The following is a 21,122-nucleotide window of genomic DNA, read 5'->3' as shown; positions in this document are numbered from 1 at the left end:
CCTGGTGACGCGCACTGCTGATGCGTCGGCCGTCACACGCGCGGAACCCCGGGGCGGTTCAACGAGCTGAACCAAAACGTGGGACGCCCCGTTAGGAGGTGCCGAACGAGCGTGTAGCCGAGAGGAGTTGGACATGGCGCGTCGGCACACCACGGGCTGGGAGGTGCTCGGGTTCGGGGAGGACCCGACCCCCGGGAACCCGGAGGCGATCAGAACACTGGCCAGGACCTATCAGGAGCTGGGCGACGGAGCGGGCGAGGCGGTCGACCTGCTGCGCGCCGACGGGGCGCTGCGCCGCGGCAAGGGCCAGGCGATGGACGCCCTGAAGACGCGGATCACCAAGGACCTGCCGGGGCTCCTGGAGAAGACCAGGGACTCCTTCCGTACCGCCGCGGGCGCCTACGACGAGTACGCGAACACCCTGACCGACGCCCAGGACCTGCTGGACCGGGCCATCGATCAGGGCCAGGAGGTCGCCGCCACCGCGAAGACGGAGGTCCCGGACCTCGCGGCGGACGCCACCCCGGAGCAGGCCGAGACCCACCAGACGCAGCAGGGCGAGGTGAGCGCCGCGAAGGAGGCGCTGTCGGCTGCCGAGGAGCTCGGCCGCGCGGCGCAGCGGATGCGGGAGGACGGGTCCAACAAGGCCACGATCATCCTCGATGAGGCCGCCGAACAGGCCATCCCCGCACGGGACTTCGTGAAGCAGTTCGGTGACTTCCTCGCGGACAACCCGCTGGTGGAGATCATCGCCGGGGTCATCATCGGCATCGTCGCCGTGTTCTTCCCGGTCGTGGGTCTCATCCTGGGCGCGATCCTGTTCGCCGTCTCGGTGATCCGGATGGTGTCGCAGGGCAAGATCGACGCCGGTGAGATCATCATCGGCCTGCTCACCCTTGTGCCCGGTGGTGTGCTGCTCGGCGGGCTCGGGAAGATCGTCGGGGCGGCGGGCAAGCTGGCGAAGTTCGCGCCGTTCCTGGCCAAGGTGGGCAAGGGCGTCGGGACGGCGTCCGGGGCGGTCTCGGCTGCCCTGAAGAACTCGACGTTCGTCCGCAAGATCATCGACCCGCTGTCCAAGGGGCTCGTGGGTCTCAAGACGTCCCCCGGTGCGGCCCTCGGCGTCAAGTTCCTGATCGATGGGGCCACCGAGTTCTCCCTCGGCTTCCTGGCGAGCGGAATCACGGCGGCGGTCGACAGGAAGAAGTTCGACGCGGCCTCGGCCGTCACGGGCGCCGCGCTCGGCGCCGCCACGGCCGGTGCCTTCACGCTGTTCGGCGGGACGAAGTTCGCCACCAGCATCAAGGACGCCTTCACCACCAAGGGCAAGTTCAAGAGCAACATCGACAAGGCGTTCTCCGTGAACAGCCTCGGTGTCGTCGACGGCAAGTTCAAGCCCACCAACGTCCTGTTCTCCGAAACCAAGGGCGCGCAGAAGACCGGCTTCCACGGCATCAACGGCACGACCAAGTCGGACCCCACCACGGGCGAGGTCAAGACGAAGGTCACGACCCCGGACGGCGCGAAGACCGAGACGAAGATCACTCCGCCCGGTCCCAAGGCCGACCAGGTCCAGGCCCCCGACGACCTGCCCTTCGGAGTCCCGGCGCCCCAGACGTCGACGACCACCACGACACCCGACGGGTTCACCTCGACGACCGCGAACGGCACGAACACCATCAAGAGCCCGGACGGCGACGTCATCACCTCGAACGGCACCACGACGACGATCGACACCCCGATCCAGGGCCCGACCACGAAGGAGAAGATCATCGGCGGGCTCGGCGGCGAGTTCGCGCCCGCGCAGTCGGAGAAGCCGGCGCTCTCCACGGAGCTGGGCCCGAACGGCGGCTTCACGACCTCGGGGTCGTTCGGCGAGGTCTCCAAGGGGCCGGGCGGCGCCACGACGTTCAGCTCGCCCGGCGGCGACGGCGGTGGCCCCACACCGGAGTTCACCGTCAACAACAACACGGTCTCCACCCCGAACGGCCTCACCCTGACCGACAACGGCGGCTCCACGACGGTGGGCGGTGGCGGGCTCACCACGGACAACACGAACGGCGTCAACTCGGTCTTCAACGGCCCCCCGGCGGGACAGCCGGTGGCGACCCACAACCCCGCCGACGGCAACGTCGACATCAACTTCGGCAACACCACGCTCATCGGCAACACGGGGACCCCGGGAGGCGGATTCGCTCTGCCGGACGGCACGCAGGCCACCGTCGGCAACAACGGCAACGTGAGCGTCATCAATGGCGACGGCGGCGGCCAGAACGTCAACCTGCCCCCGGCCAACGCGGGCGGCGCGGTCACCTTCACCGACACCAACGTGAACACCAGCATCCCCCCGGGCGGCGGCGCCACCATCACCACGCCGGGCGGCCCCGCCACCACGCTCGACAACACGGGGTTCACGGTGACCACCGGCGGCCCCACCCCCGACACGGTCCAGTTCAACGGTCCGGGCAACTCGCTCGACGTGACCCCGTCCGGCGGCCAGCCGCAGGTCTCGGTCGGCCCGGACGGCTCCATCACCACCGGCAACATCACGACCGACGGCGGTGGCGGCGGTACGGCCACCGGCGGCGGGGGGAACGTGGAGTTCTCGCCCGTCGACATCAAGTTCAGCACGCCCGACGGCGGAACGGTCGCCGTCAACCCGCAGGGACAGTTCGACCTGAACCCCTCCGGCCCCCAGCCGCCGATCACGGTCAACCCGAACGGGGACATCGCCGTGGGCGGCCCGAACGGCGTGGCCCCGGTCACCTTCAACGGCCCCGACGGCACCGCCGTCACCACCAAGCCCGGCGGCGGCCTCGACGTGACCCCGCCCGGCGGCCAGCCACAGGTCTCGACGGGACCGGACGGCGGCGTCACCGTCAGCGGGATCACCACCGACGGCTACGGCGGCGGTACGGCCGCGGGCCCCGGCGGCAAGGTCGACTTCTCGCCGCTCGACATCAAGTTCAGCGCCCCGGACGGCACGACGTTCACCATCAACCCCAACGGCAAGTTCCAGGTCGACGGGATCAGCCACGGCGCGGACGGCGTCACCATCGGCGGCTCGACCACGGTCAACAACGACGGCTCGGCGAGCATCGCCCACGGCGACCAGGAGATCCACGTCGCTCCCGACGGCACCATCACGGCCAACGACGCACAGGGCAACCCGGTCCCGCCGGCCGTGCCGCAGCCGACCCCCGGGAATCCGGTGAACGCGGGCAACACCACCATCTCCGTGGACAACGGCGGCGGCCACTCGGTCACCGTCCACGGCCCCAACGGCGCCACCGTGACCGTCAACAACAGCGGCACCACGACAGTCAGCAGTGGCCCGATCCAGGCGAGTCATGGCCCGAACGGCATCAGCGGCAGCGTGGGCACCGCCAACCCGGTCCAGGTCAGCCAGGGTCCGAACGGTGTCACGACCGTCAGTCAGAACGGTACGTCGGTGAGTACGGGCGGGAACGGCCCGACCACGGTCGGACCGCAGGGCGGCCCCACCTCGGTCACCGTAAAACCGCCCGCCGGCGAAAATCCCGCCCAGGTCACCACCGCCGACGGCAGCACCACCAGCGTCCATGAGGACGGCACCGTCACCAAATCCGCGCCCACGGCAGCCGGTAGCCAGACGGTCAACACCGGTGGTCCGGACAACACCACGGTCACGGTCGGCAACAACGGCACAACGACCGTCAGCAACGGCCCGATCCAGGCGAGTCACGGCCCGAACGGCATCGGCGGCAGCGTGGGCACCATCAACCCGGTCCAGGTCAATCACGGCCCGGACGGCGTCACGACCGTCAGCCAGAACGGTACGTCGGTGAGTACCGGCGGAGACGGCCCGACCACGGTCGGACCGCAGGGCGGGCCCGCCTCGGTCACCGTCAACCCGGGCGACGCAGGCACCCCGACGCAGGTCACCACCTCCGGCGGCAGCAGCACCACCCTCACGGGGAACGGTGCCCAGACGGACGTCAACGGCACCAACACCGCGAACAGCACGATCAACAACGACGGCACCATCAGCAACAACGCCCCGGCGGGCCCCAACAGCACCGTCACCACCGGGGCGAACGGCACCACCGCCGCCGACAACAACGGCAACTTCAGCGTGGACAACACCGGCACCGTCACCAACGGCCCGGTCACCATCACCGCCAACACCGACGCCGGCAACAACCCCGTGGCCACCTTCACCGACACCTCAGCCGCCGGTGCGCAGGCCGATGTCGGCGCCAACGGCGTCAACACCCAGGGCGTCAACACCACGGTCAACCCGGGCGGCGATGTCACCTTCACGCACAGCCAGATACCCGGCGGTCCGCCCACGACCGTCAACTCGGGCGCCGACGGCACGATCACCGCACAGACCCCCGACGGGGCCGAGGCGAAGGTGCCGCCGCCGCCACCGAACGCCGCGGGCGGCGGACCGGTGCCCGCACCGGCCCCCAGCACGATCACCAACGCCAACGGCGCCACCCTCTCGACGGACGGGCAGACCACCACCTTCACCAGCGACGGGTTCACGACCACCATCGGCAACGACGGCACCGGCCCGGCCACCACCACCGTCCACCACGACTCCGGCGTCAGCCACACCGTCGACAACAATGGCCAGGCCACGGTCAACAACTCGCCGAGCGGCGCCGGCATCACCGGCACCAACACACAGGTGACGGTGAACACCCCGCAGCAGGAGGGCTGGGGCCTGTTCGGCTCACCGGAGATGACCGGCGGCCAGAACACCCTGTCCAACGGCCCGGACGGACCCACGATCACCACGCACGGTGCCGACCCGGTGCATGAGCCCGGCAGCACCGTCGTGCACGGCCCGAACGCGGGCGGACCCGACGGCGAGTTCTCCGTCACGTACGGACCGGCCACCGGCACCTTCGCACCCGGCGGCGTCACCAGCCTCGGCCCCTCCGGCACCCACGTCGACCCGGTCACCAACCTTCCGATCGACACGGCGGGCAACCCCATCGGCAACAACCCCGGCAACACCTCCATCAGCACCGTCACCGGTGACGGCAACAGCGGCATCACCGTGCCCACGCCCGGAGGCGGCCCCGTCGTCCACCACGACGGCTTCTTCGGCGGCAACACCAGCGTGGACACCAACAACACCACCTTCGGCAAGAGCCCCGGCGACGTGGAGAACGCCGGTACGCCGGGCCAGAAGTCCGACATCGTGGACGGCCCGCACAACCCCTTCAACCGTGACCCCGCGCCGGGCCCCGAGACCTTCACGGTCGGCGGCAACGGCGGCGGTCCCTCCGCGGACATCCCGGTCGGCGGCAAGGGCGCCTCCACCGTCCACGGCGGCCCGTTCGACGTGAAGGCCAACGGCGACGGCAGCTTCGACGTGTCCGTGCCCGGCAGCAACCAGCCCGGCGACAAGGTCACCGTCGGACCGGACGGCACCCTCACCGGGCCCGGCGTGGCTCAGGCGCAACCCGGAGCAGGACAGGAGGGGCCCGCCGGATTCCCGCAGGTCACCTTCAGCAACAACACCACCGTGACCGGCGGGCCGGGCGCGGCGCCCGTCGTCACCCCCGACGGCGGCGGCGCCACCACCACCTTCGCCAACGGCGCCGCCACCACCACCGACCAGGCGGGCAACGTCACCATCACGCAGAACCCGGACGGCAGCACCTCGTTCAGCAACACCGCGGGCGGCGAGAACACCACGTTCACCGTCACCAAGGACGGCGTGGAGGGCACCGTCACCACGACCGACAACAACGGCAACCCGGCCACGTTCGACGTCAAGGTCAACAACAACGGCTCCGTGCAGGTGAAGGACGCCAACGGCAAAACTCTCACCGAGATCGACGCCAACGGCTCCTTCAACGAGCAGCACACCGCGATCCACGACTACCACGCCTACGCGGGCGGCCCCACCTCCGTCACCGAGCTCCACGAATACGGCTACGAGGCCCTCACCAGCATCCTCAAGGGCGCCGTCGGCCAGGCCGTCAGCGTCGGCTACGAGGTGGATGCCAAGGGCGCCGACGCGCAGACCACCCTGGAGAACGCGGGCATCAAACTCGGCTACGGCGTGGGAAATTCGCTGGCCGGCAAGAAGGTCGAGAACGACCACGGATTCAAGACCAAGGGCCCCGAGGTGCCGCTCGCCTCGCTTCCCACGAAAACCATCGGCGCCGTCAACTCCAACCAGGACACCGAATTGGCGAATCCGCCGGAAGAAGTCCCCATCAAAGTCTGAACCGAATGGTCGCACCCGTCGTGTGTAGGGCGCGGATCCACGAGATGGTCCATGAAACAACCGTCCGCACCACCGACTTGGAAACAGGAGACATTCCGATGGCCGATTACATCGTCAACGACGAGAAGACCAGCGCCGCCGCCTCGCAGACCATGAACGAGTACGAGATCGCGGTCGCCCAGCTCAACAAGATCAAGTCCGACCTGGACGCGCTCACCGCCGACGGCTACAACACCCCGTCGGCGAAGAACGACTTCCAGCCCTTCGTGCAGGAGTACACGGACAACTACGGCAAGGTCACCGAGGGCCTCACCGGCATCTCCGAGTACATCAAGAAGTACGGCGAGGGCATGACCCAGTTCGACTCCGAGATGGGTTCCAGCCTCCGCAAGTGACCCCGCCCGGATGCCGGCCGGGCCGGGCCCCTCTCCGGCCCGGCCGACATCCCCGCACCCCTGGTGACCCCCGTGCCCAAGGAGCACTGACGATGCGTCTGACCGTCACCGCCGTCGACCCGGAGCAGGGTCAGACCGCGGACATCATGATCGAGGCCGACCCCGAGGCCCCCGCGGGCGAACTCGCCGAGCAACTGCACCGGCGGCTGCGCGGCGGCGCCCCGGACACACCGCCCGTCCTGTACCACGGGGCCACCCCGCTCCCCGCCGACCAGCCGATGGCCGCCGCCGCCCTGCGCTCCGGCAGCCTGCTGTCCCTGGACGCCCCCGCACCCGAGGCGGGCCCGGAGCCGGACGGCGTCGTGGAACTGCGCGGCATCGGCGGCGCCGACGCCGGGCTGGTGTTCCGGCTGTCGCCCGGCGACTACGAGATCGGCTCCGCCGCGTCCTGCCGCATCCAGCTCCGCGCCGAAGGGCTCGCGAAGACCGCGGCGCGCCTGAAGGTGCACGCCGACGGCACCGCGACCGTACGCCCCGTCGACCAGGACGACGTCACACGGGACGGCACCGAGGCGCAGGACTGGACAGAGTGGCCGCTCGGCGGCGTCCTCACCGTCGGCCCGGCCCTGCTCGAACTGGCCGCGCCCTCCGTGCCCGACGCCGCCCTCCAGCCCTCCGACGACGGCGTGGGCCTCGACTACAACCGGCCGCCCCGGCTGCTGCCCCCGCCCGTCAACAACCGCTTCCAGCTCCCCGTACCGCCCGGCAAACCCACCCGCAACAAGCTCCAGCTCATGCTGATCTTCGCGCCGTTGATGATGGCCAGCGTCTCGTTCGTCATCTTCGACAACCCCAGGTTCCTGATCTTCGGTGTCCTCTCCCCGGTCGTCGCCCTCATCTCCCAGTTCTCCAACAAGCGCCGCGGCAAGGAGAGTTACGAGAACCAGCTCAAGGAGTACGAGGAGAAGAAGGCCGTCCTGGAACAGGACGTGGACGAGGCGGTGCTCGCCGAACAGCACGCCCGGCGCCTCGCCGCCCCGGACCCGGCGTCGGCCCTTCTGATCGCCACCGGCCCGCGGCAGCGGCTGTGGGAGCGCCGCTGGCGCGACGACGACTTCCTGCTGATGCGGCTCGGCGTCGCCGACCGCCCCGCCTACGTGGAGCTCCAGGACCCCGCCGAGCCGGAACACCGACGCAGGGTCGACCGCACCACGCACGCCGTGCCCGTGACCGTGCCGCTGCGCGCCTGTGGCGTCATGGGCGTCGCCGGAGGCGACAGTGCCGAGCCGCTGGTGCGCTGGCTGATCGCCCAGGCCGCCGTCCTGCACAGCCCCTCCGACCTGCGGATCTGCGTACTGTCCGGCGCGGGCGGCGCGGACCGCTGGTCCTGGGTGCACTGGCTGCCGCACTGCGCGCCGCTCGGCGAGGACACCATCTCCCTGGTCGGCGCGAGCGCCGAGTCCGTGGGCCGCCGCATCGCGGAACTCACCACCGTGATCGCCGCCCGGCAGCAGGCCGGCGACCGGGCACCGCGCGGCGGAGCCATGGGCGAACCCGACGTCCTGGTCGTCCTCGACGGTGCCCGCAGACTGCGCTCCCTGCCCGGCGTCATCCAGATCCTCCGCGACGGGCCGGCCGTCGGCGTGTACGCGCTCTGCGTGGACGACGAGGCCCGGCTCCTGCCCGAGGAGTGCCGCGCCGTGGCCGTGGCCGGACCGAAGTGGCTGCGCGCCGAGCAGGACAACGCGGACCCCGTCGACGAGGTCCGCATGGACGCGCCGACCCGCTCCTGGTGCGTGGGCGTGGCCCGCGCGCTGGCGCCGATCCGCGACGTGGGCGACGACGCCGACGAGAACCTGCTGCCCGCCTCCGCCCGGCTCCTCGACGTACTCGGTCTCGAACCGCCCACCCCCGACGCCGTCGCCGCGCGCTGGGTGATCGCCGCCCGCAGCACCCGCGCCGTGATCGGCGAGGGCGTGGACGGTCCGTTCGCCGTCGACCTGGCCGCCGACGGGCCGCACGGCCTGATCGCGGGCACCACCGGATCCGGCAAGTCCGAACTGCTCCAGTCCCTGGTGGCGAGCCTCGCCGTCGCCAACCGGCCGGACGAGCTGAACTTCGTCCTCGTCGACTACAAGGGCGGCAGCGCCTTCGCCGAGTGCGAGGACCTGCCGCACACCGTCGGCATGGTCACCGACCTGGACACCCACCTCGTGGGGCGGGCCCTGGTGTCCCTCGGCGCCGAACTCAAGCGACGCGAGCACATCCTCGCCGAGGCCGGGGCCAAGGACATCGACGACTACACCGACAAGCGCACCCGCCGCCCCGGACTCGCCCCCATGGCCCGGCTCGTCCTCGTCATCGACGAGTTCGCGTCGATGGTGCGAGAACTCCCCGACTTCGTCTCCGGACTCGTCAACATCGCCCAGCGGGGCCGCTCCCTCGGCATCCACCTGATCCTCGCCACCCAGCGGCCCTCCGGCGCCGTCACCGCCGACATCCGCGCCAACACCAACCTGCGGATCGCGCTGCGCACCACCGACACCAGCGAGAGCCGCGACATCATCGACGCCCCCGACTCCGGGCAGCTCTCGCCCCGCACCCCTGGCCGCGCCCACGCCAGGCTCGGCCACGCGGCGCTGCTGCCGTTCCAGACCGGCCGGATCGGCGGCCGCCGCCTCGACGCCTCGGACTCGGACGAGGACCGCCCGGCGCCGGTGCTCACCGAACTCCACTGGGAGGCTCTCGGCGCCCCGATACCCAGGCCGGACGCCCAGGAGGACACCTTCCAGCCGGTCACCGACCTGTCGGTCCTGGTCGGCGCGGTACGCGAAGCGGCCACCCAGCTCTCCGTACCTCCCGCCCGCCGCCCCTGGCTGCCCCCGCTGCCCGACATCCTCACGCTCGCCGACCTGCCCACGCCCCCCGAGGCGGCCGAGGACGGCCGGCTCGCCCCGGTGGGGTACGGCCTCGTGGACGTACCCACCGAGCAGGCACAGCGTCAACTGGCTTTCGACCCCGATGAGATGGGACATCTGTACATCGTCGGCTCGCCGCGCAGCGGCCGGTCCCAGACGCTGCGCACCCTCGCCGCCGCTCTCGCCGGCGCGCACGGCTGCGCGGACGTCCACCTGTACGGACTCGACTGCGGCAACGGAGCCCTCCAGGCTCTCAGTGGACTGCCGCACTGCGGTGCCGTGGTGGACCGGGGTCAGGTCGAGCGGGTGGCCCGCCTTCTGAACCGCCTGGTCGCCGAGGTCGGTCGGCGCCGTGAACTCCTCGGCAGGCGGGGTGTCGCCGACCTCACCGAGCTGCGCCGCGCCCTGCCCGAGGCGGAGCGGCCCCCGCACATCCTGCTGCTCGTCGACCGGTTCGAGGCGTTCGAGCGGGACTTCGCCAACTACGACCAGGGCAGCCTGATGGACGCCATGACCCTTCTGATGCGCGAGGGGGCGAGTGTCGGCGTGCATCTGGTCCTGTCCGGCGACCGCATCCTCGGCCAGAGCCGGTTCTCCGCCTCCACCGAGGACAAGCTGGTCCTGCGCCTCAACGACCGCTCCGACTACTCCATGGTGGGCCTCAACGCCCGCAACGTCCCCGAGGACCTCCCGGCCGGCCGCGGTGTCCTCGCCAAGGACATCAACAGCGCCCAGGTCGCGTTGATCCCCTGCACCGACGGCACCGACGGCACCGACGGCACCGACGGCACCGACGCCACCGGCGCGGGCCAGGCCCGGGCACTGGGCGCACTCGCCGAACGGGTCGGGGAACGGGACGCCGACGTGCCCGCCGAGCGCAGGCCGTTCCGCGTGGACGTCCTGCCCGACGAGCTGGACTTCGCGGACGCCCTCGCCCGCAAGCCGCACGGCGTCTCCGCGCTGTGGTCGATGATCGGCGTCGGCGGCGACGAACTCGCCGCCATCGGAACCGACTTGTCACAGGTGCCGTCCTTCGTGGTCGCCGGTCCGCCGAGGTCGGGCCGCAGCACGGTGCTGCTCACCATGGCGAAGTCGCTGACCGCGTCCGGCACGAAGATCGTGGTGATCGCGCCCCGCAATTCGCCGCTGCGTGGCCTCGCCGGTCAGCCCGGCGTCGTGGAGGTCTTCACCGACGCCGATGTCGCGGTCGCCGACTTCCGTGCCGCACTCGGCAAGGTGGACAGCCCCGCCGGGGCCATCCTCGTCGACGACGCCGAGATGATGATCAACTCCGAGCTCGACACCGACTTTGTCGCGCTCGCCCGCGGCAGCGCCGGGGACGGCTGGGGCCTGATCGTGGCCGGCAACAACGAGGCGCTGCTCGGCGGCATCGGCGGCTGGCAGGCCGCCGTACGCCGCAACCGCTGCGGCGCGCTGCTCGCGCCCCGCCTGATGGGCGACGGCGAACTCGTCGGCGCCCGCCTGCCACGCGGCCTGATGGGCCAGGACAGCGAACCCGGCCGCGCCCATCTGCAGCTCGGCGACGGCCGCTTCACCACGGTCCGCGTGCCCGCGACGACGGTGGACTGACCGGCAGTACGGCGTACCGCACCACGTCGCACCGCACCACAGAGCAAGGCCGGAAGGCCTCCGCTCCCCTCCGGCCACCGGGGGAGCGGGGGCCTTCCGGCCTTCGGCACACACGAAGAAGAGGCCCGGCCGTCCCTCCCAGGAAGGAACGGCCGGGCCCTGTGCGAGGCCGGCGTCGGTCAGGTGGCCGGCGCGCCGGCGGCCACCGGCGCCTCCTCGCCGAAGGCGAACGTCGAGGTGATGGCGTCGAAGAGGTCGCACAGCGGCTCGGCGAGCGGAATGTTCGGGCTGAAGCAGGTGATGATCAGGACCCGCTCACCACCGGGAACCGGCACGAACGTGTGCGTCACCACCATCTTGTACGAGATGCCGTCGGCGATCTCCGTTTCCTCGATGCCGGTCATCCGGCCGACCGGACCGACACCCGGCAGCGTCGCTGTCGTGAGGGTCCGGGTGGTGCCCTCGCGGCGGCGGCCCCCGGTGGCCGAGAACTGTTCGGCGATGCCCTTGGCGGAGAAGTCCTCACCGGGCGGCGGATTCACGCTGAACACCATGAGCCCGGCCATCAGCAGGCCGTCCTCGTACATTGCGGTGGTGCCCGCCGCATAGACGGCGCCGCGCATGCGGGCGCCCTCCATGATGCGCCGCGCGCTGCGGAACGTGTGGTTGATGGCGTCCCGGGTCTCCTTCTGCGGAGCGTGCCGCAGCATCTCGGCGCGGCGCTCGGCGAGCGTGTCGCCGTGCAGGTCGTACTCCGTCCAGTTCTCCGGGATGGCGATCCCGAAGGTGTGCGAACCAGCGGTCATGGGACCGTTCTCCTCAGTTCGTTTCGGGCCGGGCTCGTGTCGGCCGGGCGTTGGGGGAAGCGATGAGGCCGTCGACCTAGGACGACGGCCGGGTGGCACCCCCGGCGGGTGTTGCGTCGCCGCCACCGCCCTGGCTGCCGCTTTCCGTGAGCGAAGAGCCCATCTTGGTGTCGAATTCGGCGAAGGCCTTCACGATGGCGTCGCAGCCGTCCTTGAGGTCCTTGCTGTTCCGCTTGACCTGCACGCGCCCGTCCTTCCACGCGTCGTCGAAGTTCGTGCCGGGGCGCACCAGTGGCGGGCCGACGTCCTCGGGGTTGTAGCCCGACGGCCGGGTGTCGATGAGATCCACCACCCGGCCCAGCAGCTCACCGAGACGTTGCACCTCGTCTCCCGGCATCTCGATCTCGGCCAAGGCTCCTCCCTCGTACGCGTCGTCCGGCGGGCGTGTCCCGCCCCGCTCCAGGAACGACCGTGGAAGCGGAACGGTTCAACGACCCGCCGGATCAAGGGCGTACGGGAGTCGGAGCGGTACGGGACCGGGCCTGGGGGACGGTCACGCGGACTTGCGGACGAGTTTTCCGTCGGGCGACACGGCGAACCACTCGCCGTCCAGGCCCTGCCCGTTGACGTCACCGGGCGCCATGTCGCCGACGTAGTAGTACAGCGGCCAGTCCCCGTACGTGACGTGCACGGCACCCCCCGACTGCTTCGCCTCGCGCAGCAGCGACTTCTTGACGCCCTTGCCCGCGTCGGCGGGGGAAGGGCTGGTCAGCGCGGGCCACACGGCGATGCACTGCGCGTCGCAGTTGCTGGTGGCCTCCTTGTCCTTGGTGAAGGCGTACAAAGTGCGGCCCTGGCCGTCGACCAGGATGGGGCCGAGCCCGACGTCCGCCACGGTGACCTCGGTGCCGGGCGCCGCCTTGACCGGTTTCCGGTCCGCGCCGGCGTCGCCGTCGCTCCCGGTACCGCAGGCGACAAGTCCCAGGGCCAGCGGGATCGCGAACAGAGCCTTGCGTGCGCGCATGGTGATGACCTCTCTCGTACGTCGTGAGGAGCGGTGGGGTGAGTTCCCCGTGGCCCACACGTGCCGTCCGCGGTACGGGTTCAGCGAGCGCCGTCCTGTCTGCCGACGCCCCGAATCGCGGACGGCGTTGAACCGTTCGGTCCGTGCGTCCGTTGGTCGACGCGAAGGGCCCTAAAAGCCCAACTCCCGGAAGGACGAAAGACATGCGAAGGCTCACTGTCGCGGCGGGCGTCGCCGTGCTCGTCGCCGGTCTCACCGGTTTCGCCGGTTCGGCCACGGCGTCAGCCGAGAACGGCCCGGGCGCCGGGGGATCCGATGGCGCCCGGGTCTCGACGGCCGCCGCCGAAGCGGCGCGGGCACCGGCCGTCTCCCTGATCGCCCGGCTCACCGGCGACCAGGCAGCGCGGAAGAAGGACGGGCCTGCCGAGGGCGCCCAGGACGGCAAGGCCGTCGCGCTCATCAAGGTCAAGGGCGACCGCGTCACCTTCGCCCTCACCTGGAACGGCATCGGCAGGCCGGCGCGCGGCCATCTCCACCAGGGCCAGGCCGGCAGCGACGGCGGGGTGAAGGCTGAGCTGTTCGGCACGGCCATGCCCGCCTCGGTGAATTCCGCCGCCGGGCAGACCTCGATGTCCTCCGCCGCGCTCGCCCGGCGGCTGCGCACCGACCCCGGCGGCTTCTACATCGACCTGCACTCCGAGGAGTCCCCCGGCGGCACGGTGCGCGGACAACTCCGGCTCCTGGAGAAGCCGGTGAACCCGCTCAGCATCATCAGGGGCGGCAAGTTGCGCGCGCTCGCGGACGGCGGCCAGGAGATCCCGGCCGACGAGCCCGGGAGGGCGGGCGACCCGGACGGGCACAGCACCACGTTCCTGCACCCGAGGCCGGACCGCGTCGACTACTCCATGGCCTGGGTGAACATCGGGGCTCCGCTGGCCGGACACATCCACGAAGGAGTGCTCGGCGAGAACGGCGACGTACGGCTCCCGCTGTTCGTCACTCCCGTACCGAAGAACATCTTCGCGATCTCCGGCAGCGTCAGCACCCCCGACGCCGAGCTGATCGCACGCCTCAAGGGGAGCCCGACCAACTTCTACTCGAACGTGCACACCCGGCAGTTCCCTGACGGTGCTGTACGCGGACAGTTGTTCCACTGACGTTCGCCGGAAGGGAGTTGATGGAGGTTTCGAGGCTGACGTGCGGGCAATCTTGCCTGACCTGGCCCCTGATGCCACTCTGCTTCCGTGCGGATCAAGCTGCCCTTCCCCAACTCCCTTCTGTTCTGGGGGATTCTGCCCGTGACGCTCGGGCTGATCGTGATCCTGGGCGTCATGACGTTCGGCGCCGACAGGGCCGCCACGGTGTCCGGCGCGCCCGCCGACGACAAGTACGTGGACATCGGGACCGTTGTGCCGACGCGGACGCCCGCGGCCGGGCCCGACGCGTCCACCGGCTCGTACACCGTCGACTGCGGCCGCAACGAACAGGGCCACTACAACATGGACAACGTCGTGACCTCCCCGGGCGTCGTGAACGGCGCCCACCACACCCACGACTACGTCGGCAATCTCTCCACCGACGCCTTGTCCACCGACCGGACTCTGGCCGCCGCCGAGACCACCTGCGCGGGCGGCGACCGGTCCACGTACTACTGGCCGGTGCTGCGCCGCCTCGACCGCACCGGCGAAGCCCACAAGGCCGGAGTCGGCGCCCACGGCAACACCGGCGAGGCCGTCACCGCCTCCTCGGTGCGGGTGGAGTTCCGCGGCAACCCGGTCAGCTCGGTCGTCGGCATGCCCCGCTTCCTGCGGCTGGTGACGGGCGACCCGGTCGCCGCCACCACGGAAAGCGCGAACGTCCGCGCCCAGTGGGGCTGTTCCGGCTACCCGGACCGGTTCACCCGGAACTACGCGCGCTGCCCGCAGGGCAGCGGCCCGACCCGCACCCTGGACTTCCCGAGCTGCTGGAACGGCCTCGCCACCGACAGCCCCGACCACCGTACGCACGCACAGTTCCCCGCCGCCGACGGCACCTGCCCGCGGGCCACGTTCCCCGTGCCGCAACTGCGCGTCACCCTCACCTATGAACTCCCGGAGGACACACCGTTCGCCGTCGACTCCTTCCCGGAGCAATTGCGCGATCCGATCACCGACCACGCGATGTTCGTGAACGTGATGACCGGGGACCGCATGACGGAGCTGGTGCGCTGCATCAACGAGGACCGGCAGTGCAAGGCGGGGTGACCGGGACCCCTCGCGCGACCCCCGGCCGGCCCGTGATTCAGATCACATCCGTCGGGGATTGAACCGGCCCGGTCCGCCATCCGTGTTCAGCGCATCGGCCCAGGAGAGGACGGAGAAGATGGATGGCGGCATTGTGGTCCCGCAGCCGGCAGAGACAGGACACCGGTGACGAGGCACTGATCCGGTCCCTCTACGAGGAACACGGCAGAGCCCTGCTCGCGTACGCGCAACGCCTGACCGGCGATCGCAGCGCCGCCGAGGACGTGGTCCAGGAAACCCTGATCCGGGCCTGGAAACACCCGGACGCGCTGGTCAACGGCAAGGGCTCGGTACGTGGCTGGCTGCTCACCGTGGCCCGCAACATCATCACGGACCGGTACCGGGCCAAGGCCGCGCGTCCCACGGAGGTCGCCGAGTCGGTGACCACCCAGCCCGTCGAGCAGGACCACGCGGACGCCGTGGTCGACTCGATGGTCGTCATGGAGGCGCTCGACCGGCTCTCCCCGGACCACCGGGACGTGCTTATGGAAATCTACTTCCAGGGCAGGAGCGTCGCCGAGGCGGCGAACAGACTCGGGATACCACCCGGGACGGTCAAGTCCCGGTCACACTATGCGTTGAAGGCTCTGCGGGACATGTACGCGGACAGACCGAAAGCAGTGAAGCTGGTGGCGTTGAAGGGGGTGGCGGTGTGAGCACCAGGGAACACGACAGCGAACTGCTCGGCGCCTATGTCCTCGGCGCGCTCGATGAGCAGGAGGTGCGAACCGTCGACGAACACATGGCGTCGTGCCAGACGTGCCGCGACGAACTGGACGGGCTACGGGAGATGGAGTCCGCTCTCGGCGAAGTGCCCCCGGAGGCTTTCCTCGACGGGCCCCCGGAAGGCGGTGACCTGCTGCTCCAGCGCACGCTGAGGCAGGTCCGCAACGAACGCGCCGGGCAGACGCTGCGGCGAAGAGCGGTCCTGGGCGCGGTCGCGGCGGTCGCGGCGGCAGCCGTCCTCGGCGGCGGCGTCCTGATCGGCCAGAACACCGGCGAGCGCACCCACGAGGCGACACCCCCGGCCCCCTCGGTCGCGGCGACCGTGCCACCGGCTCAGCCGGGCGGCATGAAGGTCGTCGAGGGCCGCAGCGCCTCGACCGGCACTGAGATGAGGCTCCGGGTGACCCCGGCCGTCGACTGGATCCGTCTCAATGCCTCGGTCACGGGCATCCCGGCGGGTGAGCGCTGCCGCGTGGTGGTCGTCGCGAAGGACGGCAGCCGCGAGATCGCGGGCAGCTGGCTCGTCGCCGACGAGAAGGAGGGTGCCAACCTCGACGGCTCGGCGGCCGTCCCCATGGATGACGTACAGAAGGTCGTCATCGAGAACGACAAGGGTAAGGAGTACGTGTCCGTCGACGTCTGAACCCCGCGGGCCCGGACGTGGGCCGCGACCTGCCGCGCGGCGTACGGATCAGCGCGGCGAGCAGATCAGCGCGGCGAACAGATCGGTGAGGCCGTTCCCCGTCGGAACGGCCTCACCGATGGCGGCGCCCGCGATCACGATCCGTCCGGCACGCCCCGGTCGTACCCCGCATTTTCCGGTTCGAGGAGCGGCGGCTCGTCCGTCATGTGGGCGGGCGCCAGGACGCGCAGCGCGTGGTAGCCGATGAGGACGATCAGCGTCCCCAACGCGATGCCGCTGAGCTGGAAGTTGTCCGTGAGCTTCAGGCTCACATTGCCGATGCCGACGATGAGACCCGCGGCCGTCGGCACCAGGTGCAGGGGGTTGGAGAGGTCGACCCGGGAACGGACCCAGATCTGGGCGCCCAGCAGGCCGATCATGCCGTAGAGGATGACCGTGATCCCGCCGAGGACGCCGCCGGGAATGGCGGCCACGACGGCACCGAACTTGGGGCAGAGCCCGAACAGGATCGCGAAGCCCGCAGCGCACCAGTAGGCGGCGGTCGAGTAGACACGCGTGGCGGCCATGACACCGATGTTCTCCGCGTACGTGGTGGTGGCGGGGCCGCCCACGGACGTCGACAGCACGGTCGCCGCACCGTCGGCCATGATCGCCGTCCCGAGCCGGTCGTCGAGCGGCTCGCCCGTCATCTCACCGACCGCCTTGACGTGCCCCGCGTTCTCGGCGACGAGGGCGATGACGACGGGCAGGGCGACCAGAACGGCCGAGAGCGAGAAGCTCGGGGCATGCAGGTCGGGAAGGCCGATCCAGTCCGCCTTGGACACGCCCGAGAGGTCCAGGCGCCAGTGGTCGACCGCCTCGGCACCGCCCGCGGGGGAGTGGATCTTGCCGAACACGCGGTCGAAGACCCAGGAGGCGGCGTACCCGAAGGCCAGCCCGAGGAAGATCGCGATACGGGACCAGAAGCCGCGCAGCACGACGAGGGCGAACCCCGTGAACAGCATGGTCAGAAGCGCTGTCCACTGGTCCTGGGGCCAGTAGGTGCCGGCGGTGACCGGCGCCAGGTTGAACCCGATCAGCATGACCACCGCACCCGTGACCACCGGAGGCAGTACCGCGTGGATGACGCGGGCCCCGAGGGCCCGGACGATGGCCCCGCACAGGAAGAGGACCGCGCCGACGACCAGCAGGGCGCCGGTGAGGGTCGCCGCGTCACCTCCCTGCGTGCTGATGACGGCGGCGACACCGATGAACGAGAGGCTGCTGCCCAGGTAGCTCGGGATATGACCCCGGGTGATCAGCAGGAAGAGAATGGTGGCCACGCCGGAGGCCATCACGGCGAGGTTGGGGTCGAGCCCCATCAGGACGGGGGCGACGAAGCAGGCCCCGATCATGGAGACCACGTGCTGCGCGCCGAGACCGACCGTGCGCCCCCAGGTGAGCCGCTCGTCCGGCCTCACGACCTCACCCGGTGCGAGGCTCTTGCCGTCGCCGTGCAGCTTCCAGCCGAAGCCCGCCATGGTCTTGCTCCTCGATGTGTTGCTGGGGTGGTGCTGAGATCCGCCGGCCCGACCGGGGCCCGGTGGCTGCTCGATGACCAGCGGAACACGCGGTTCGGGCGCATGCCGACAGGACGGGCCATGAGGGTGGGGAATCGCCCCGCGTCGTCGTGCGCTGCGGCCCTCGCCGGGCACGTCGCCGCCGCGGAAATGAGCAGCGTCATGCTAGTGCCCGGCCGCGGAGCGTTCGCGGCCGGGCCGGGCGTCCTGGGCACGGACGAAGCAGGTGGGGCGGGGGACCGGGAGCGGCGCACCGGCCGTCCGCCGGCGCGGGGGATCAGGGACGCTGCTCGACGGCCGCCGCGCTCGGGGCGCCGGCGTCCGAGGGCGACACCGATCTGCGATCGCCCGCCCGCAGCACCCCGGCCCCCAGCACCAGGCCGAACGCCAGCACCGTCACCAGGCCGAACGACACGACCAGCGAGGTCGCCTCGGCCAGCGAGCCGATCGCGGACGGGGCGATCAGCCCGGAGGTGTACGTGATGGTGGCGACGCCCGCGATCGCCTGGCTCGGGTTCGGCCCGCTGCGCCCGGCCGCGGCGAAGGCGAGCGGGACGACCACGGCCACACCGAGCCCGAGGAACCCGAAGCCGCACATCGCCAGGACCGCGTTCGGCGAGGCGACCACGAGCAGTCCGCCGACCGTCGCGAGGACACCGCCGAACCGTACGGTCCTGACCGCGCCGAAGCGGTCGACGACCTTGTCGCCGGCGATCCGGGCGACCGCCATGGTCAGCGCGAACGCCGTCGTAGAGGCAGCGGCGAGCCCGGCGGAGGTGTCCATGATGTCCCGGAGATAGACCGCCGACCAGTCCAGACTGGCGCCCTCCGCGAACACCGCGCAGAAGCCCACCGCGCCGATGATCAGCGCAGACCTCGGCGGCAGCGTGAAGCGCGGCGGCGGCTCCTCGTCCGGTTCGCTGCGCAGATCCAGTACGCCCCGGCACGCGATCAGGCCGAGCACGGTGAGCACGAGGGCGGCCAGCGTGTGGTGCAGCCGGGCGTCGGTGCCCAGATGCGCGGCCACCGTGCCCGCCGCCGAACCGATCAGGGCGCCCACGCTCCACATCCCGTGCAGTCCGGACATGATCGACTTGTCCAGGCGGTTCTCCACCTCGACGCCGAGGGCGTTCATCGCCACGTCCGACATGCCGGCCGATGCCCCGTACACGAAGAGCGCGGCGCACAGCGTCAGCAGGTTGGGCGCCAGCGCGGGCAGGACCAGCGCCAGCGTCCACAGGGCGAGCAGCCCGCGCAGTGCGGTTTTCGCGCCGAAGCGATGGCTGATCGCGCTGGCCAGCGGCATCGCGAGCGAGGCGCCGATCGCCGGGAAGGCGAGAGCCAGCCCGAGCTGACCGGCGCTGACCCCGGCGTGGTCCTGGATCCAGGGCACCCGGGTGGCGAAGCTGCCGGTCACCGCGCCGTGCACGGTGAAGACCGCGGCGACGGCGAACCTGGCCCGCCTCACCTGCGCCGTGCCGAAGTCCGCCTCTGTGGAATCCGCTGTCATACCGCCGTGCCCTCCCCTGAAAGATTCTCTCGGAATCCGCTGTCTCCGGTGGTCCCGGTGCCCGTCGCCACGGTGCGCGCAGTAAACTATCAGGAACCCTGCCTGATAAATAGTGCGCCGGTGCGTCCACTGCGTCAGCGATCAGTACGTCAGCGATCTGGAAGGATCCCGGCATGCCCGCATCACCGAGCACCGCACGGGCCATCAACGACCGGCTCGCCCTGCGACTGCTCCAGCAGGACGGCCCGCTGACGGCCACGCAGCTGAAGACCCTGACCGGCCTGTCCCGGCCCACCGTCGCCGACCTCGTCGAGCGCCTGCAGGGAGCCGGTCTGATCCGGGTCGTCGGCGAGGCCGGTGCCGAGCGCCGCGGCCCCAACGCCCGGCTGTACGGGATCGCCGCCGACCGCGCCCACCTCGCCGCCCTCGACGTACGCACCGGCAGCGTCGCCGTGGTCGTCGCCGACCTCCTCGGCACCACGCTCGCCGAGGCGACCCTGCCCATCGGCAGCGACACCGGCACCGAGGCCGCAGCCGAACAGGCCGCCGCACTCCTGGAGCGCACCGCGCGCGAGGCCGGTGCCGGTCCGCTGCACAGCGTCGGCATCGGCGCACCCGGGCTGATCGACCCGGTAACCGGCGAGCTGCGCGACACCAGCGGGCTGCCCGCCTGGCACCGGCGGCTGGTGCGGGTGCTTCAGCAGCGGCTGCCCGCGACCGTGCTGGTAGAGAACGAGACCAATCTCGCCGCCGTCGCCGAACACCGCGTCGGCGCGGCCGCCGACCACGACACCTTCGTGCTCTTCTGGCTCGGCCACGGCGTCGGCGCCGCCGTCATGCTGGACGGGAAGCTCCGCCGGGGAGCCTCCGGCGGTGCGGGCGAGATCGGCTTCCTGCCGGTGCCCGGCACGGCTGGTGCGCCGTCGGCGCTGAACTGCGACGGCGGCTTCCACTCCCTGGTCGGCTCGGCCCCGGTCTGCGAACTGGCCGCCGCCCACGGCATCGCGGTGCCCCCGGGCGCGGCCGAGGGCGACAAGGAACCGGGAGCCGCGTCGGCCGTGCGGGCCGCGCTGGCCGGCGAGGGGGACGGCGAGGGGTTCCTGGACGCGCTCGCCGGCCGTCTCGCGCTCGGCGTCGCCGCCATCGCCGCCGTCCTCGACCCGGGCTGCGTGCTGCTGGCGGGCGAGGTCGGCCACGCGGGCGGTGACGCGCTCGCGGCACGGGTCGAGGAGCGGCTGACCCTGATGTCACCGCTGCGCACCGAGGTCAGGGCCGGCCGGCTGGGCGGCGCGGCGGTGCTGCGCGGCGCGCTGCTCGCCGCGCGGGACGCGGCCCAGGACGAGCTGTTCACACCGGCGGGTCAGGGTCTTTCGTTCGGATCACGCCGGGCTTGCGGGGTCCCTGATCCGGCCTGATCCGAACGAAGGACCCGGACCCCGG

13 protein-coding genes are annotated in these 21,122 nt (G+C 71.2%); 8 read left to right on the top strand and 5 right to left on the bottom strand.

The window, feature by feature from the left end; genetic code table 11:
- Window positions 1-133 precede the first annotated feature (133 nt).
- The 3 genes from ACIRJP_RS31465 (at window position 134) to ACIRJP_RS31455 (ending at window position 11,132) form a co-directional block, all read left to right on the top strand.
- Window positions 134-6,229: a hypothetical protein gene (locus ACIRJP_RS31465; RefSeq protein WP_404181395.1), complete on the top strand. Its 6,096-nt coding sequence runs from the start codon at window positions 134-136 to the stop codon at window positions 6,227-6,229.
- Window positions 6,230-6,327: 98 nt separating this feature from the next.
- Window positions 6,328-6,624 (top strand): hypothetical protein, encoded by a 297-nt coding sequence (locus tag ACIRJP_RS31460; RefSeq protein WP_391731589.1) that lies wholly within the window; start codon window positions 6,328-6,330, stop codon window positions 6,622-6,624.
- Between the two features lie 92 nt (window positions 6,625-6,716).
- Entirely contained in the window at window positions 6,717-11,132 is a 4,416-nt protein-coding gene (locus ACIRJP_RS31455; protein ID WP_404181392.1) for an FtsK/SpoIIIE domain-containing protein, read from the top strand.
- Between the two features lie 179 nt (window positions 11,133-11,311).
- Here ACIRJP_RS31455 and ACIRJP_RS31450 read toward each other — a convergent pair whose 3' ends face one another.
- The 3 genes from ACIRJP_RS31450 to ACIRJP_RS31440 form a co-directional block, all read right to left on the bottom strand.
- Entirely contained in the window at window positions 11,312-11,938 is a 627-nt protein-coding gene (locus ACIRJP_RS31450; protein ID WP_404181390.1) for a hypothetical protein, read from the bottom strand.
- Between the two features lie 76 nt (window positions 11,939-12,014).
- Window positions 12,015-12,350 carry a hypothetical protein gene (locus ACIRJP_RS31445; protein ID WP_404181389.1) on the bottom strand — a complete coding sequence of 112 codons (336 nt, stop codon included), beginning with the start codon at window positions 12,348-12,350 and terminating at the stop codon, window positions 12,015-12,017.
- 141 nt (window positions 12,351-12,491) lie between these two features.
- The gene (locus ACIRJP_RS31440; RefSeq protein ID WP_404181387.1) at window positions 12,492-12,962 is read right to left on the bottom strand and encodes a hypothetical protein; all 471 of its coding nucleotides are present in this window, start codon (window positions 12,960-12,962) and stop codon (window positions 12,492-12,494) included.
- 203 nt (window positions 12,963-13,165) lie between these two features.
- On the opposite strand from ACIRJP_RS31440, the gene ACIRJP_RS31435 reads away from it, so the two are divergent.
- The 4 genes from ACIRJP_RS31435 to ACIRJP_RS31420 all read left to right on the top strand — a co-directional run bounded on the left by ACIRJP_RS31435 (window position 13,166) and on the right by ACIRJP_RS31420 (window position 16,613).
- Window positions 13,166-14,119, top strand: coding sequence for a CHRD domain-containing protein (locus ACIRJP_RS31435; protein ID WP_404181384.1), 954 nt, complete (start codon window positions 13,166-13,168; stop codon window positions 14,117-14,119).
- An 87-nt stretch (window positions 14,120-14,206) separates the two neighbouring features.
- On the top strand, window positions 14,207-15,205 hold the full coding sequence (locus ACIRJP_RS31430) for a DUF1996 domain-containing protein (protein ID WP_404181381.1): 999 nt from the start codon (window positions 14,207-14,209) through the stop codon (window positions 15,203-15,205).
- Between the two features lie 122 nt (window positions 15,206-15,327).
- The gene (locus ACIRJP_RS31425) at window positions 15,328-15,900 is read left to right on the top strand and encodes a sigma-70 family RNA polymerase sigma factor (RefSeq protein ID WP_072489594.1); all 573 of its coding nucleotides are present in this window, start codon (window positions 15,328-15,330) and stop codon (window positions 15,898-15,900) included.
- A complete protein-coding gene (locus ACIRJP_RS31420) occupies window positions 15,897-16,613 on the top strand; it encodes a zf-HC2 domain-containing protein (RefSeq protein WP_404181377.1) in 717 nt (238 codons plus the stop codon). The genes ACIRJP_RS31425 and ACIRJP_RS31420 overlap by 4 nt, the downstream gene beginning before the upstream one ends.
- 134 nt (window positions 16,614-16,747) lie before the next feature.
- On the opposite strand, the gene ACIRJP_RS31415 is transcribed toward ACIRJP_RS31420, so the two are convergent.
- On the bottom strand, window positions 16,748-18,133 hold the full coding sequence (locus tag ACIRJP_RS31415) for a uracil-xanthine permease family protein (protein WP_404181374.1): 1,386 nt from the start codon (window positions 18,131-18,133) through the stop codon (window positions 16,748-16,750).
- A 316-nt stretch (window positions 18,134-18,449) separates the two neighbouring features.
- The gene (locus tag ACIRJP_RS31410) at window positions 18,450-19,682 is read right to left on the bottom strand and encodes an MFS transporter (RefSeq protein WP_404181371.1); all 1,233 of its coding nucleotides are present in this window, start codon (window positions 19,680-19,682) and stop codon (window positions 18,450-18,452) included.
- Window positions 19,683-19,855: 173 nt separating this feature from the next.
- On the opposite strand from ACIRJP_RS31410, the gene ACIRJP_RS31405 reads away from it, so the two are divergent.
- Window positions 19,856-21,097, top strand: a complete 1,242-nt coding sequence (locus tag ACIRJP_RS31405; RefSeq protein WP_404181368.1) for an ROK family protein — start codon at window positions 19,856-19,858, stop codon at window positions 21,095-21,097.
- Window positions 21,098-21,122: the final 25 nt, after the last annotated feature.

Origin of the sequence: Streptomyces sp. NPDC102437 (assembly GCF_044765565.1) — a bacterium.
GTDB lineage: Bacteria > Actinomycetota > Actinomycetes > Streptomycetales > Streptomycetaceae > Streptomyces.
This window is presented reverse-complemented; position numbering and strand designations above follow the sequence as displayed.